Origin of the sequence: Serratia sp. BFP-2025, from assembly GCF_050880365.1 — a bacterium.
GTDB classification, from domain to species: domain Bacteria; phylum Pseudomonadota; class Gammaproteobacteria; order Enterobacterales; family Enterobacteriaceae; genus Serratia; species Serratia surfactantfaciens.
In genome coordinates, this window is sequence record NZ_JBPAFV010000003.1 from 1 (window position 1) to 15565 (window position 15565).

Here is a 15565-nt window from a genome sequence, read left to right on the forward strand (position 1 = left end):
CAGGACGCCCGCCATAAACTGCCAGGCATCAAACAAAGCCGAAAGCCCTGAACTGACGTTCAGGGCTTTTTGCTATGCGTAAAAAACAAAAAAGCGCAGCTACGCTGCGCTGCTTTACCCAACTTCTCTCCGACAGGCAGCCAGAGAAAAGGCCCCGAAGGGCCTTTGATTAGGGTGTGTTTGCTTTTTTCACTTATTATTCGGTTAATGCGAGCTGCCCTGAGAGATGCCCAGCCCGGTTTGCGAACGGACAAACTGGGCCCGGAAGCGTTCCCTTTCTTGCTGTCCAGCCAGCGAGCCGTCGGTTATCGAGAACAGCCAGGTGCCGACAAAGGCCACGATCATCGAGAACAGCGCCGGATATTCATACGGATAAATCGGTTTTTCATGGCCGAGGATCTGCACCCAGATCGTCGGGCCGAGGATCATCAGTATCACCGCCGTCAGCAGGCCCAGCCAGCCGCCAATCATCGCGCCACGGGTAGTCAAACGCGACCAGTACATCGACAGGATGATGATAGGGAAGTTACAGCTGGCGGCGATGGAGAACGCCAACCCGACCATAAAGGCGATGTTCTGCTTCTCGAACAAAATCCCCAGCGCAATGGCGACCAGTCCCAGCACCACGACGGTGATCTTGGAGACCTTCAGCTCATCGCGCTCGGTCGCCTTGCCGTTTTTCATCACGCTGGCGTAGAGATCGTGGGACACTGCCGAGGCGCCGGCCAGCGTCAGGCCCGCAACCACCGCCAGAATGGTGGCGAAGGCTACCGCCGAGATAAAGCCGAGGAAGAAGTTGCCACCAACGGCATTGGCCAGGTGCACCGCCGCCATGTTGGTGCCGCCCAGCAGCGCGCCGGTGGCGTCTTTGAACGCCGGATTGGCGCTGACCAGCAAGATGGCGCCGAAGCCGATGATAAAGGTCAGGATATAGAAGTAACCGATAAAGCCGGTGGCGTAGAACACGCTCTTGCGCGCTTCCTTGGCGTCGCTGACGGTGAAGAAGCGCATCAGGATGTGCGGCAGGCCGGCGGTGCCGAACATCAGCGCCAAACCGAGCGACAGCGCGGAGATCGGATCGGAGACCAGGCCGCCGGGGCTCATGATGGCGATGCCTTTCGGGTGCACCTTCACCGCTTCGGCGAACAGGGTATTGAAGTCGAAGTTAACCGACTTCATCACCATCAGCGCCATAAAGCTGGCGCCTGCCAGCAGCAGCACCGCTTTGATGATCTGCACCCAGGTGGTGGCCAACATGCCGCCGAACAGCACATACAGCACCATCAGAATGCCGACCAGGATCACCGCCACGTGGTAGTTGAGCCCGAACAGCAACTGGATCAGTTTGCCGGCGCCGACCATCTGCGCGATCAGATACAGCGCCACCACCACCAACGAGCCGCAGGCCGACAGGGTGCGGATCGGTTTCTGCTGCAGGCGGTAAGAGGCGACGTCGGCAAAGGTATAGCGGCCGAGGTTGCGCAGGCGCTCCGCGATCAGAAACAGAATGATCGGCCAGCCGATGAGGAAGCCGATGGAGTAGATCAGGCCATCATAGCCCGAGGTGTAAACCAGAGCGGAGATGCCGAGGAACGAGGCGGCGGACATGAAGTCGCCGGCGATCGCCAGGCCGTTTTGCAGGCCGGTGATACGCCCGCCTGCGGTGTAGTAGTCCTGACGGGAACGGGTGCGTTTGGACGCCCAGTAGGTGATGTACAGGGTGGCGCCGACAAACAGGATAAACATCACGATCGCCTGGATGTTCAACGGCTGACGATGCACTTCGCCGCCGATGGCGTCGGCGCGGGCCAGGCCGGGCAACAGCAGCAGCGCGGCGGCGGAGAGGGCGGAACATAAGCGTTTCATTGTTTCACCTCGCGCAGAATTTCTGCGGTGAGGCGGTCAAACTCGCCGTTGGCGCGAAACACGTAGATTCCGGTCAAGACGAAAGAGATCACGATCAGCCCGACGCCGACCGGGATCCCGCGGGTGATGGTCGATCCGACGGCGATCGGCGTGCCGAGCCACTGAGGATCGAAGGCGATCAATAGAATAAAGCCGACATACAGCGCCAGCGTAATCAGCGAAAGCAGCCAGGCGAACCGGCCGCGTTTTCTTACCAGCTCTTTAAAGCGCGGGTTTTCTTCAATCCCTTGATAAATGGTGTCATTCATCAGTGTGTCTCCAGTCGGTATTGAGAGAGTACGCCGCGCCAGGGCCGCTCAACGGCGCGTTATCCGAATGAGCGGCCTGAAGCGGCGTAAATTATGACGGTACTTTCATTGATTGTTTTTCTTCCAACAGCTTGTCGACTACGGCCGGATCCGCCAGCGTGGAGGTATCCCCCAGGTTGCTGGTGTCACCGGCGGCAATTTTGCGCAGGATACGCCGCATGATCTTGCCGGAACGCGTTTTGGGCAGCGAATCTGTCCAATGCAGCACGTCCGGCGTGGCGATCGGCCCTATCTCTTTGCGCACCCAGTTGCGCACTTCGGCATAGAGCTCCGGCGTTGGTTCTTCGCCGTGGTTCAGCGTGATATAGGCGTAGATCGCCTGGCCTTTGATGTTATGAGGAATGCCGACCACCGCCGCTTCGGCGATTTTCGGATGCGACACTAGCGCGGATTCGATCTCGGCGGTGCCCAGACGGTGGCCAGAGACATTCAGCACGTCGTCGACGCGGCCGGTGATCCAGTAATAACCGTCCTCGTCGCGGCGGGCGCCGTCGCCGCTGAAGTACATGCCTTTGAAGGTCGAAAAGTAGGTCTGCTCGAAGCGCTCATGATCACCGAACAGGGTGCGCGCCTGGCCCGGCCAGGAGTCGACGATCACCAGGTTGCCTTCGCAGGCGCCCTCCTGCGGTGTGCCGACGTTATCGACCAGCGCCGGCTGTACGCCGAAGAAAGGCCGCGTGGCGGAACCGGCCTTCAGCTCAGTGGCGCCCGGCAGCGGGGTAATCATGAAGCCGCCGGTTTCGGTTTGCCACCAGGTGTCGACGATCGGGCATTTCGCGTTGCCTATCTTGTTGTAGTACCACTCCCAGGCTTCCGGGTTGATCGGTTCGCCGACCGAGCCCATGATGCGCAACGAATCGCGCCGGGTGCCCTCGATCGCCTTGTCGCCTTCGGCCATCAGGGCGCGAATGGCGGTTGGCGCGGTATACAGAATGTTGACCTGATGCTTGTCGATCACCTGCGACAGGCGGTTGACGCCCGGGTAGTTAGGCACGCCTTCGAACATCAGGGTGATGGCGCCGCAGGCCAGCGGGCCATACAACAGATAGCTGTGACCGGTGACCCAACCCACGTCGGCGGTGCACCAGTAAACGTCGCCATCGTGATAGTCGAAGACATACTTGAAGGTCATCGCGGCGTACACCAGGTAGCCGCCGGTGGTGTGCAGCACGCCCTTCGGCTTGCCGGTCGAGCCGGAGGTGTACAGGATAAATAGCGGATCTTCGGCGCTCACTTCTTCTGGCGGGCAGTCGGCGGAAACGTCCTGAGTCAGCTCATGCCACCACAGATCTCGCCCTTCCTGCCAATACCCCGGTTTACCGGTGCGTTTGAACACCACCACGTTCGCCACGCTGACCACGCCGGGATTTTTCAGCGCGTCGTCGACGTTCTTTTTCAGCGGCACGGCGCGGCCGGCGCGCAGGCCTTCATCGGCGGTGATCACCAGTTTGGCGTTGGAATCGATAATGCGTCCGGCGACCGCTTCCGGCGAGAAGCCGCCGAAGATCACCGAATGGACGGCGCCGATGCGCGCGCAGGCCAGCATGGCGACCGCCGCCTCCGGCACCATCGGCATATAGATAGCCACCACGTCCCCTTTTTTCACGCCGAGCTTTTTCAGCACGTTGGCGAACTGGCAGACATCATGATGCAACTGTTTGTAAGTCACTTTCTTGGATTGGGTCGGATCATCGCCTTCCCAGATGATGGCGGTTTGGTCGCCGCGCTCGGCCAGATGGCGGTCCAGACAGTTGGCCGACAGGTTCAACGTGCCGTCTTCAAACCAACGAATGCTGACGTGGCCCGGATCGAACGAAGTGTTTTTAACTTTGGTATAGGGTTTGATCCAGTCCAGGATTTTGCCATGCTCACCCCAGAAAGCCTCTGGGTCTTGAACCGACTGTTGATAATACTGTTGGTATTGTGCCGGATTAATCAGGGCGCGTTCTGCAATTGCAGAAGGAATAGCGTGTTTATGCAGTTGGCTCATAGCTTTTCTCCTTGAAGTTGTTAATGATATGTCAACTGAAGGTTAAGTATAGTTTGCTACGATTCTTTGTTTCTTTTTTGCGCGGCAGATCACGCAACAAAGATATTGATTTGTAATAGTTCTGTCGCATTTGCAGGGCGTATCTATCTCTTTGGCGTTTAAATCATCATAAACCCGCGTTTTTAGCCAAAAATACTTATCTAAAGAACAAAAAAGAATAAACAACGCCGAGACTATTTGCCTCGTGCTTAATAGCGTGGGGAAGTATTGGCATTATTCCGCGCTATAAATCTTTTTGGATTATTTTTCGCTATTAATATTCGAAGTTGGTATTAACGCGATATAACGATAGACGGCACATCCTGAAATAACGTTTTATTAACCTTTAATTCCTGATGAAAAGTCGGGTGATACCCGAGGGTATTCACTCTGCGGCATCGCTCGATTTTTAAGCTAAATATAAAGTGGCGCTGCATTTATGAGGGAAAGTGTCACTCGGTAAATTCTCATTTAATTGACTTTTGAGTAACAAAATATAAACATTTGTCGTGGACTAAATATGCAGAATGGACGAAAAATAACGCATTTTAATGGCGTTCAAAAAAACGTCGTCGGCACGGTTATGTACTTCATTATATGAAAAATTATGTTTTTAATAACAAGCAATTATGCCATTTGAAATAGTAACGCGAAATTTTTGTGATTCGATTCAGCGCTCAACCCTGACAAATCAAGGCTTGCAGAGCATGCCGCCCGGATGATACAGATTTATACTGCGTCGCACCCAGGGCAGGTGAACGCTTCCACTGAATTAACATAAGCCTGTAATAAATGATTAAGTATTCTTTTCGCTGTGTTGCGACTTTGTACGGCGGAAAGAGTCTTTGAGGACTTTTTGGGTATGAAAAGTGTAAAAATTAGCCTGGCTTGGCAAATCCTGATCGCGTTGGTACTGGGTATTATTGTTGGCGCGGTATTGCACAACCAGACCGAATCTCGTGAGTGGCTGGTAAGCAATATTCTCAGCCCGGCGGGTGATATCTTTATTCGTTTGATCAAGATGATTGTGGTGCCGATCGTTATTTCCACGCTGATCGTCGGCATTGCCGGCGTGGGCGATGCGAAAAAGCTGGGCCGCATCGGATTGAAAACCATTATTTACTTCGAAGTGATCACCACCGTTGCCATCGTGGTGGGGCTGACGTTAGCCAACGTATTCCAACCCGGCCACGGCATCGATATGTCGACGCTGACCACGGTGGACATTTCGCAGTATGAGAAAACCACTGAACAGGTGCAAAGCGGTTCGCACAGCCTGGTGGCGACCATTCTGTCGTTGATCCCGTCGAACGTCTTCTCGTCGATGGCCAAGGGCGACATGCTGCCGATTATCTTCTTCTCGGTGCTGTTCGGTCTGGGCTTGTCGTCGTTGCCGAAAGAGACCAAAGAGCCGTTGCTGAAGGTGTTCAAGGCGGTGTCCGAGAGCATGTTCAAAGTCACCCACATGATCATGCGCTATGCGCCGATCGGGGTGTTTGGCCTGATTGCGGTCACGGTAGCCAACTTCGGTTTCGCTTCGCTGCTGCCGTTGGCCAAGCTGGTGGTGCTGGTGTACTTCGCCATCGCCTTCTTCGCCCTGGTGGTGCTGGGGGCGGTCGCCCGGCTGTGCAACCTGCGCATCTGGACGCTGATCCGCATCCTGAAAGACGAACTGATCCTGGCCTATTCCACCGCCAGCTCGGAAACGGTGCTGCCGCGCATTATCGAAAAGATGGAGGCTTACGGCGCGCCCAAGTCGATCACCAGCTTCGTGGTGCCGACCGGTTACTCCTTTAACCTGGACGGCTCGACGCTGTATCAGAGCATCGCCGCTATCTTTATCGCCCAGCTGTACGGCATCGAGCTGTCGCTGGGGCAGGAGATTGTGCTGGTGCTGACGCTGATGGTCACCTCGAAAGGGATCGCCGGCGTGCCGGGCGTTTCGTTCGTGGTGTTGCTGGCCACGCTGGGCAGCGTCGGCATTCCGTTGGAAGGCCTGGCGTTCATCGCCGGCGTGGACCGTATCCTGGATATGGCACGCACCGCGCTGAACGTTGTGGGCAACGCGCTGGCGGTGCTGGTGATCGCCAAGTGGGAACACCAGTTCGATCGCAAGAAAGCGCTGGCTTACGAAACGGAGTTCCTGGCGCAAAAGGTGAAGCCGGCCAATCAGGCCTAACCACCGAGTATCGCCTACGTTAAAAACGCCCCGGGCCCCGCGCCTGGGGCGTTTTGCTTTTATGTCCTTTCAGCTTGCCACTTTCTTTTCTCTGCCCCCGCTACGTGACTTGCATCCCCGCTTAACAGAATCTAAAGTGTTACCAAATTATTGGAAATGATAATAGATGTTATTATCATTTTCATTTGATGATGTATGGAAACACGCAAAAGCGGTTGAACGGCGGAATGTCGTCCGTGCGGCGCTTTTATTCAGGCTTATCAAAGGTAGGTAACATGTCGGACACCGCTTTGGCCTCTGAATGGTTGCCGCTGGCGCCAGCGCAGCTTGATTTCTGGGAAGAATACACCTTGCACCCCGGGCAGACCTTATCCACCGTCGCGCATTGCACCGAACTGTGCGGCGCGGTAGAGGAAGAGGCGCTGTGTCGGGCGATCGCCGTCACGCTTGCCGAAACGCAGGCGTTTGCCCTGCGCTTTGGCGAACGGCGTGGCGACCATCCTCCGCCGTTACGGCACGATCCTCAGCGCATACCGTCATTGCAACGCATCGATCTGCAAGCGCATCGCGATCCCTGGCAGGCGGCGCAAAGCCTCATGCGCGAGGATATAGCGCAGCACCGGGCGCTGCACAGCGAAGCGTTAGCCGCAACCTGGCTGCTGAAGCTGGCACCGGAGCGCTACCTCTGGTACGTGCGCGCGCACCATATCTTGGTCGACGGTTTCGGCATGGCGCTTATCGAACACCGCTGCGCCGCGTTATATGCGCACTACCTCGGCCAGGGCAACGCAGGCATCCCTCTGGGCGCCTTTGGCCCCTTTCAACAGGCCGAGCTGGCCTATGCCGACTCCGAGCGCTGCGAGCGCGATCGGCGCTTTTGGCAAGCCTACCTGCCGTCGTCGCAGGCGTTGCCGACGGTGCGCAAGGGCGGCGCGGCGTACGGCGTGCGGCGTTTGAGCGCCAACCACCGGCTGCCGGCGGCGGTGTCGCAACGTTTAACGCAGCTGGCGGAGCGCAGCGGCATCAATTGGCCCGACTTGCTGGTGGCGTTGTCGGCGGTCTGGCTGTTTCAAGTGATGCCGCAGCACACCCGGCAGGGCGATACGCTGCCGATGTGGATGCCGGCGATGAATCGCCGCGGGCAGGCCGCCACCAATGTGCCTGCGCTGGCGGTCAATACCCTGCCGCTGCTGGTGTCACCGTCGCAAGCGGAGACGCTGGGGGGCTTTCTGACCGCTCTGACGCAGCAGCTGCGCGAGCTACGCGGCCACGCCGGCTATCGTCTGCGGCAACTGGCCGTCGATCGCGGAGTGGCTCCGGACTCGCGTTTCTTTATTTCCCCTTTCATTAATGTGCAGCCCTTCGATGCGCCCCGTTTCACCGGCTGCAGCGGTGCCCGGCGCGTGCTGGCCGGCGGTTCGGGTGACGGTTTCAACCTGACTTATCGCGGCCGCACCGACGCCCGAGATCTGCAGGTGGATATCGATATCTATCTGGAGCAGTTCCCGACGGAGGATGCGCTGAACTATGGCGAGGCACTGCAAGAATTCCTGTTGCGTGCGCTGCAACGGGATGCGTGGGAACAGCCGCTGGCGGGTCTGACGGCGCTACCCGCCTGATAAAATACGGGCGGGGGATGTCCCCGCCCAAGTGGCATGGCTTCAGTTGGTCAGTAACGCCGCCACTTCACGCGCGTTCTTGCACGGCAGGAGCGAACTGCTCACCAACCGGGTGCCGAAAGCGTCATTGAGGCGCTCCGCCACCTGTTTGATATGCGGCAGTTTCAGCCCCATGGCGATAAACGCCGTCTCTTCTCCCCATTCCGGGCGCGGCGTCACGCCGATCGCCTGCCAGTAAATGGTCAGGATCTCTGCGCTGCGCGCCAAAGGCGCGTGCGGCGGCGGTGCCGCGCAGGCGTTCAACGCCGGCGCGGTTTGCTGGTGGCTCAGGTCGGCGCGGATGCGATGGCGGTCGGTTTTACCGTTGGCAGACAACGGCAGCGCCTCGGCATGGATAAAGCGCGTGGGAATATGGGTACAGGGCAGATAGCCGGTGGCGAAGGCACGGATCTCGGACAGCGGCAGCGGTTTGCCGTCACGAGTCAGATACAGGGCGCCGAGCGCCGCCTCGTTGTTCTCTCCGCTGGGATAATCCACCACCACCATATCCTGAATCGCCGGATGACGGCGCAGCACGTTTTCGATTTCCGGCAGTGAGACGCGTACGCCGCGGATCTTCACATAGCCGTTCACTCGGGTCGCGAACATGATGTTGCCGTCCGCGCGATAGTAACCCTGATCGCCAGTGCGGAAAGCGCGTAGCGGCTGCCCATCCGGCCCTTCGAGGGTGATGAAATCATGCTGCTTCAGCTCCCCCTGTTCCAGATAGCCCAACGCCAGGTTGACCCCGGCGGTATGGATGCGGCCGACCACGCCGGCCGGGCAGTGGCTGCCGTCGTCATGACAGATGAAATAACGGTTGGCCGGCAGCGGGCGGCCGTAAGGCACGGTGCCGCTCTCCTGCGGGGCGATCGGGTGCCAGATGCTCCAGATGGTGGTTTCGGTCGGCCCGCCGAGCGAGAACAGCGCGAGATCCGGGCGCAGGGTGCGCAGGGTTTGCACCGTCGCCGGCTTGATGTAGTCGCCGCCTTGCGCCACCAGACGCAGCGAACGCAGGCTGTCGGCCGTCTTGCAGGTGAGCAGCATCTCCAGAATGGCAGGCACCGAACACCACAGGGTGACCCGATGTTTTTCCACCAGCTGATTCCAGCTGATGGCGTCTTTTTCCTGATGCGGCGCCGGCAGCACCAGCGTAGCACCGGCGCACAGCGAACCGAACAGATCGAACATCGACATGTCATGGTGCGGCGGCGTGACGGAAATGAACACGTCGTCGGCGGTGACCGCCCAGCGCTGCTGGGTCTGGTGGACGACGTTGGAGGTGGCGCGGTTGTTGAGCACCACGCATTTAGGCTTGCCGGTGGTGCCGGAGGTGTACAGGTAGTAGCTCGCGGTCAGGCTGGCGCTGCGTTCCGCCAGCGTCTGTTCATCCGCCAGCGCAGGCGCGCGATCCGTCGGCGCCAGCAGGATCGCCGGCGTGACGCCGATCGGCGTCTCCAGATCGCCGCCGTGCACCACCAGCGTTGGCCGGCAGTTCTCCAGCAGGTAGGCGGTACGTTCCGGCGGCGAGTTGATATCGATAGGCACCCAGATCACGCCCTGCAGGGCGCAGGCGAGGCTGAAGATGACCTGTTCCGGGCTGCGCGGTAGATACAGCGCCACCACATTGCCCGGCTGCACGCCGCGGCTCTGCAGGTTGGCGATCGCCGTGGCGATCCGCTGGCCCAGCTCATTATAGGTCAGCGTCTGCTCGCCGCAGATCAGCGCGTTGCCGCCGTTCTGCGCGCCAAACAGCCGCTCGGCCAGCTGCGCCAGATAAGGATAAGGCGCGTAATTCGCTTCGCTGTCGTTGTGGCGGTAATGCGCCAGATCGATGAAGTCTCGCGGCGCGATTGTCAGGTCGGCGCGTTGGCAACTGTGCAGGATGCGCTGCTGCAAGGCCGCCAGCATGGCCTCGACCTGCTCGCCGTGCAGCGCCTGTTCGGCGTAGTCCACGCACAGCTGCAGGTTCTTTTCACTGTCCAGCGTCAGGCGAATGTCGATGGCGACCTGCGGCGTTTGGGTCAGGCCGTCGTGGAAGCGCACTGGCGCCTCGGCCGGCAGCGTTTCCCAGCCCAGACAGTTGGTCAGGATCACCGGCAGCGCCGGGCCGCCCTGGCTTTGGCCGAGCAACTGTCGCGCCAGATCGACGCCGGAAAATGTCAGGTGGTCGAGCGCGCCAAGCACGTCGTCCTGCAAGGCTTGCGCACGCTGGATAAAGTCTTCGCCGTAGCGGGAATAACGCACCGCCACGAAGCTGGAGGCGTTGCCCAGCGCGCCGTCGGCGGCGGGGAACGCCACCGGTACGCCGACGCACAGCTCGCCGTCGGTGGTCCAGTGGGCCAGCGTATCGAGGATCAGCGCCGACAGCAGGCTGTTGCGCAGCAGCGCATGCGGCGATCCCAGGCGGCCGAGCCGTTTTAGCGTGTCGTGCGGCAGCGTCAGGGTGGCGCGGCGATAGCGTGATGAGGTGAGATTGGCGAGCGGGGCGCGCCACGGCAATGCCGACGGGGTGGTGACATCCTGCAGCTTGTCGCGCCAGTAGGCCGCATCGGCCTGACGCTGCGCCGCCGGGGCGGCCGGGGGCGGCAGCGCGGCGGCGGTCGGCGCCAGAGGGCGATCGTCGAACAGGCGCGCGATCACGCTGGAGATCCCCTGGCCGTCGAGGATCAAGGCATCGAAGCTGGTGAAGATCAGCGTATCGTACGGCGATCCCGTCGGATCCTGCTGTTCGGCAAGCTGGATCACGGCGATGCGCCACAGCGGCTGGCTCGGATCGTGGCGCTGGTGGGAGTAGTGCTCGCGCAGCTGTTCGAGCTGGCGCTGCGCTGCTGCGCCGTCAAGAGAGCGCAAGTCGTGGCGATCCAGGTGCAGCGCAACCTCCGGGCGCACGTGCTGCGTGCCGCGCTGCACATCGATGCAGGTGCGAAGCGCCGGGTAGTGCTGTACCAGCTCGGTCAGACGCGCTTCAAGGCGCGGCACATCCAGCTGCCGGGCGCGGTATTCGCGAAAGTCGTGCATCGCCACGCCGCCGAGCGGCCATCGATCGCTGCGGCCAAGAAGATAGGCCTGCTGCAGTGCGGTTAATGCTGTCTCCATGATACTTCCCTATAGTCGCTAACCGATTAAAACGAGTCGGGCGCCACGCGCCCGGAAACCGATCTCAGTGCTGCGGCGCCAGGGCGGCGAGCAGCGTTTTTGCATTTCGCCCCGCCTCGGGCGAACGTTGGCAAATCAGCGCCGCCAGCGCCGCCGGGGAGGGATGCGCCGCCAGATCCTGCGCCGTCAGCGCCGCCGTCAGATACTTGTTGAGCACCGTCAACAGCGCATTCACCCCGGCATCCGGCAAGGCCAACCGGTGGATATCGTCGTGGTCGCGTAAGTCGGCCTCGAGGGCCACCCGCGCCAACAGCCGATGCAGCACCTGGCGCACCGGTGCCTGCTGCGCCAGCGCGTCGGGCGTACATTGCGCCAGCAGCTGCGACAGCGGGCGATCGAATGCCCCCGCTTGCCGCGCAGCCAGGTGCAGCAGCGCCCGGTAACAGGCCAGCAGGCGCGGCAGCACGTGCTCGGGAAACGCGTCCAGCCGCACGTCCCAGTTGATCAAAATGCCGTCGTCGACGTGGGCGACCTGCGCATCCAGCGCCACCTGCGGCCCCTGAGAGATCACCCAGCCGAGACGGCCGAAGGTGTCGGCGACCCGTTCGGAAAACAGCGTCTTGCCGCGGATGCCGAAGCCGGCGGTAAACACCACCGGCGAAGGCTGCAGGCTGCCGTGCAGGCGCGACAGATCGCGCATCACACTGACGCCGGGGTAATCCGCATGCTCGATCAGCTCCGCCAGCTGCGTCATCAGGCGTTGGCAGAAGGCGTTCAGGTTTTCCGTCGGATTCAGTTCCACGCCGAGCAGCACCAGGTTAGAGAAGTCGCCGATGAGGCGCTGCGCGTCCTCCCGCTCGCTCTCGCGGTGGAACAGCGGCACGTTGAGCCGAAAGCGCGTCATGTTCCAACCCTGGCCGACGGCCAGGGCGAACAATGCGAGAAACAGCGTCGAGAGGGAGGTGTGGTGCCGTTTGGCGACGTTCTCCAGCGCGCGGCTCTCTTCTGCATTCAGCTGTACGGCCAGGCGATCGCTGCGGCAGCGGTCCGGCGTGCGCAGCAGGCGCGGCGCCGGCGGCACCTGCGCCAGGCGTTCGCGCCACCAACGTTGGCCGCGTTCGCGCCGCTGGCGCAGCGCGTCGTCGGCGTCGCGTTGCGCGAGGTGATCGAAATAGGCCGGCGGCGCGTCATGGGCAGGGGGCGGCGGGCACTGGTGATAAAACGCCGTCAGATCTTCCATCAACAGGCGAAAACTCATGGCATCGCCGGCGATCATGTCGAGATCGACATGCAGGCGGCTGCGCCCCGCCGGCAACAGGCTCAGGCTGATATCGCAGGGAACGCCCTGCTCCAGCGGCAGCAATTGAGTGCTTTTCGCCTGGCGTTTGGCGGCGAGCGCGGCCGCCAGCGTCGTTTCATCGGCGTGTCGCCAGTCGTCGAGATGCAAGGTATGTCGGGGGCCGGGAGGCGCGATCGTCTGCCGGCCATCGTCGGTAATGCGCAGGCGCAACAGCGGATGACGCAGGTACAACGCCTCGACGGCCTGGCGTAGCCGAGCGATATCCAGCTCGCCGCCGTCGAACTCCGCATACAGATGGGCGGCCATGCCGCCCAGAGGAGGAGCGGACTGTCGGCCAACCCAATAGGCGGCCTGCATCGTGGTTAAAGCTTTCATCGGGTATCCATTTTGATTCAGCCAACGAGACTGCAAGAATATATCCAAATGTTAATAGGAATGAAAATTATTATTATTTGATCCATTTGACGCGAGGGTGCTATCTATAAGGGGTTTTAGCTGTAACGGGCAGGCATGGGGTTGGGTATGAATAATTTATTCATATTATTCTTAGCATTGTAATTATTGTCTGTTATTGCAGCGCTTGTTTTACCTGCGAAAGTATAAGGTTTTCTGGCGGTTATCGTGGCCGCTCTCACACCTTTATTGATAATGATTTGCATTAGAAAATGCAAAATATTATCATTCTTAACATTATTTTACGTTTTTATACAAGCCGTCGGCCGCTCCGCCGGCGGCTTGGCCGTGGACGGGCCGCGCCCGTTCGGCCGCGCAAGGCATAGGTTTGCCGCAGGGATAAGCAACAGAAAGGTCGGGAAGGCCGCAGCGTCATAGTCTGTGTGAGTGTCGATGTAGGTTGTGTAAAAAAAATCAAATTTTGTGCACCTCTGGGATGAAAGGAGAAGACATCTATGGGCAAGCATTTTGCGGCTCAACGGCATGAAAGCGTAGGAAACGGGGAAAAGGCGGGGTTAAGAGCCATTGGGGCATTTTCCTCCGTATTTTTAGGCGTGTGTTCACTGGCGATCGGTAACGTCAACGCGGCGGAAACTAAGAGCAACGAAACCTACCAGGACGCGGAAACGCTGCTGGTCACCGGTGAGAAGATCAAACGTTCCATTTTCGACACCGGCTCCAGCGTGCAGGTGTTCGACAGCAACCGCATCGCCTCGATGCCCGACGCGGTGCAGATCCCCGATCTGCTGCGCATGACCCCCAACGTGGTGGATCTGGGCATCGGCAACGAACTGCCGACCGTGCGCGGTATCGACGGTTCCGGCCCGAACGTCGGCGCCAATGCTTTCCTCAGCGGCACCCGCCCGCGCCTCAATCTGTCGTTGGACGGCCGTTCGCTGACCTATAACGAACAGGCGTTCGGCCCGCAGTCGCTGTGGGATCTGGATCGCGTCGAAGTGTTCCTCGGCCCGCAAAGCTACATCCAGGGGCGCAACGCCATCGCCGGCGCCATCGTCATGGCCAGTAAAGACCCGACCTTCGAATGGGAAAGCGCCTTCAAGGGCGGGGCAGGCAACCAGCACTCGTCACAGTTGGCCGCCATGGCGTCCGGCCCGCTGGTGGAGGATCAGCTGGCGTTCCGCGTCAGCGTCGATCGCCAGCGCCGCCGCAGCGAGGCTGACCTGCCGGCCTATGCGCCAGTGGGTGATCCGCGTGAAGTGGAAGCCACCACCGCCCGCGCCAAGCTGCTGTTCAACCCGGCCGGCCTGCGCGATCTGACCACCAAGCTGACCTTTAACCACTTCGGCAGCACCGCGCCGCAAAACGAAAGCCTCAACCCGCAGCCGCATCCGACCAATCCGCGTCACGATCCGCGCCGCGCCGTGTTCAAAAGCAACATGAACAGCACTATCTGGGATCTGGCCTGGGAGTCCTCCGATGCGCTGACGTTTGAAAACCGCGTTATCTACACCGATTTCAACATCAACCGTCCGACCGCTTACAACATCCAATACGCCGAGATCGACGGCCAGGAAGTTCACGTGGAGCCGGTGGTGCGCTTCGGCGGCGCGGACAGCCGCCTGCACGGGCTGGCGGGGTTGCGTTATTTCCACGGCACGCAGGATGAGTTCGTCAACATTTTCGGCGGCTCGACCTTCAAGGATAAAACCGATACCCATTCGGCGTTCGCCGAGTTGACCTATGCGCTGACGCCGCAGGTGGACGTGACCGCCGCCAGCCGTCTGGAACGCGAACACCGTCGCCGCGACGGCGGCAGTCAGGCGGTGCGCATCGACTTCGATGAAACCTACACCGTGTTCCTGCCGAAACTGGACGTGGCCTGGAAACCGACGGATACCCAAACCTACGGCGCCAAGATCGCCCGCGGTTATAACGCCGGCGGCGGCGGCATCACGATCGGCACGCCGGTGGTCAGTTACACCTACGGTTCCGAGTATGTCTGGAACTACGAGCTGTACACCCGCCATCACCTGAAAGACGCCAACGTGGTGCTGACGGGTAACATCTTCTACAACGATTACAAAGATATGCAGCTGCCGTACTCGCTGGGTGAGAACTCCAGCGTGATCCGCAACGCCGACAAGGTGGAAACCTACGGGGCGGAAATCGGCGCCACCTGGCAGCCGCGCTGGGACTTCGAGCTGTTCGGCAACCTCGGCCTGCTGAAAACCGACATCAAAAAGTTCTCGGGCAGTGGCGTGGAAGGGCATGAACTGGCGCGCGCGCCGGCTTACACCGCCAACATGGGTGCCAAGTATCAGTTCCTGAAAGGGTGGGAGCTGAGCAGCAACGTGGCGTTCACCGACTCCTACTATTCGCAATACGACAACGACTCGCGCGGGCGCATCGGCTCCTATTGGACGGCCAACGCCCAGCTGGCTTACACCTTCGACTACGGCCGCGCCACGCTGTATGCGAAGAACCTGTTTGACTCCGACCGCCGCGAGATGATCCGAAGCAATGACATCTACACGGCGACGCTCCAGCGCGGCCGCCTGATCGGCGCGGCGGTTGAGCTGAATTTCTAACGCTATCGCAATGACGGGGGACGAATGTCCCCCGTTTTGTGCGCTATCCCGGCATGGCCGGGCA

Annotated in this window: 8 protein-coding genes; 3 read left to right on the top strand and 5 right to left on the bottom strand. The window is 60.2% G+C overall.

The features are described 5' to 3' along the window. Positions 1–204: 204 nt before the first annotated feature. From actP to acs, 3 genes are all read right to left on the bottom strand, one after another. Positions 205–1866, bottom strand: a complete 1662-nt coding sequence (gene actP, locus ACRAWE_RS18090; RefSeq protein WP_063919657.1) for a cation/acetate symporter ActP — start codon at positions 1864–1866, stop codon at positions 205–207. Beyond that, positions 1863–2174: a DUF485 domain-containing protein gene (locus tag ACRAWE_RS18095; protein WP_019453431.1), complete on the bottom strand. Its 312-nt coding sequence runs from the start codon at positions 2172–2174 to the stop codon at positions 1863–1865. Before ACRAWE_RS18095 ends, actP begins: the two co-directional genes overlap by 4 nt. 91 nt (positions 2175–2265) lie before the next feature. Then, positions 2266–4224 carry an acetate--CoA ligase gene (acs, locus tag ACRAWE_RS18100; RefSeq protein ID WP_019453430.1) on the bottom strand — a complete coding sequence of 653 codons (1959 nt, stop codon included), beginning with the start codon at positions 4222–4224 and terminating at the stop codon, positions 2266–2268. A gap of 901 nt (positions 4225–5125) precedes the next feature. Here acs and gltP point away from each other — a divergent pair. After that, complete coding sequence (gene gltP, locus ACRAWE_RS18105) at positions 5126–6442, top strand: glutamate/aspartate:proton symporter GltP (protein WP_015376334.1); 1317 nt, start codon at positions 5126–5128, stop codon at positions 6440–6442. A gap of 275 nt (positions 6443–6717) precedes the next feature. Continuing rightward, the gene (locus tag ACRAWE_RS18110; protein WP_063919658.1) at positions 6718–8061 is read left to right on the top strand and encodes a condensation domain-containing protein; all 1344 of its coding nucleotides are present in this window, start codon (positions 6718–6720) and stop codon (positions 8059–8061) included. Positions 8062–8103: 42 nt separating this feature from the next. On the opposite strand, the gene ACRAWE_RS18115 is transcribed toward ACRAWE_RS18110, so the two are convergent. Together ACRAWE_RS18115 and ACRAWE_RS18120 are read right to left on the bottom strand one after the other, a co-directional pair. After that, a complete protein-coding gene (locus ACRAWE_RS18115; protein WP_432525690.1) occupies positions 8104–11199 on the bottom strand; it encodes an amino acid adenylation domain-containing protein in 3096 nt (1031 codons plus the stop codon). A 64-nt stretch (positions 11200–11263) separates the two neighbouring features. Continuing rightward, the gene (locus ACRAWE_RS18120; RefSeq protein WP_154747849.1) at positions 11264–12874 is read right to left on the bottom strand and encodes a condensation domain-containing protein; all 1611 of its coding nucleotides are present in this window, start codon (positions 12872–12874) and stop codon (positions 11264–11266) included. A gap of 533 nt (positions 12875–13407) precedes the next feature. Here ACRAWE_RS18120 and ACRAWE_RS18125 point away from each other — a divergent pair. Continuing rightward, on the top strand, positions 13408–15501 hold the full coding sequence (locus tag ACRAWE_RS18125) for a TonB-dependent receptor (RefSeq protein WP_063919661.1): 2094 nt from the start codon (positions 13408–13410) through the stop codon (positions 15499–15501). The last annotated feature ends 64 nt before the right edge of the window (positions 15502–15565 follow it).

Bases quoted from the DNA above. Each gene is read 5' to 3' on its own strand.
- gltP (WP_015376334.1), top strand. From the start codon at position 5,126: ATGAAAAGTGTAAAAATTAGCCTGGCTTGGCAAATCCTGATCGCGTTG.
- ACRAWE_RS18110 (WP_063919658.1), top strand. From the start codon at position 6,718: ATGTCGGACACCGCTTTGGCCTCTGAATGGTTGCCGCTGGCGCCAGCG.
- ACRAWE_RS18115 (WP_432525690.1), bottom strand. From the start codon at position 11,199: ATGGAGACAGCATTAACCGCACTGCAGCAGGCCTATCTTCTTGGCCGC.
- actP (WP_063919657.1), bottom strand. From the start codon at position 1,866: ATGAAACGCTTATGTTCCGCCCTCTCCGCCGCCGCGCTGCTGCTGTTG.
- acs (WP_019453430.1), bottom strand. From the start codon at position 4,224: ATGAGCCAACTGCATAAACACGCTATTCCTTCTGCAATTGCAGAACGC.
- ACRAWE_RS18120 (WP_154747849.1), bottom strand. From the start codon at position 12,874: ATGAAAGCTTTAACCACGATGCAGGCCGCCTATTGGGTTGGCCGACAG.
- ACRAWE_RS18125 (WP_063919661.1), top strand. From the start codon at position 13,408: ATGGGCAAGCATTTTGCGGCTCAACGGCATGAAAGCGTAGGAAACGGG.
- ACRAWE_RS18095 (WP_019453431.1), bottom strand. From the start codon at position 2,174: ATGAATGACACCATTTATCAAGGGATTGAAGAAAACCCGCGCTTTAAA.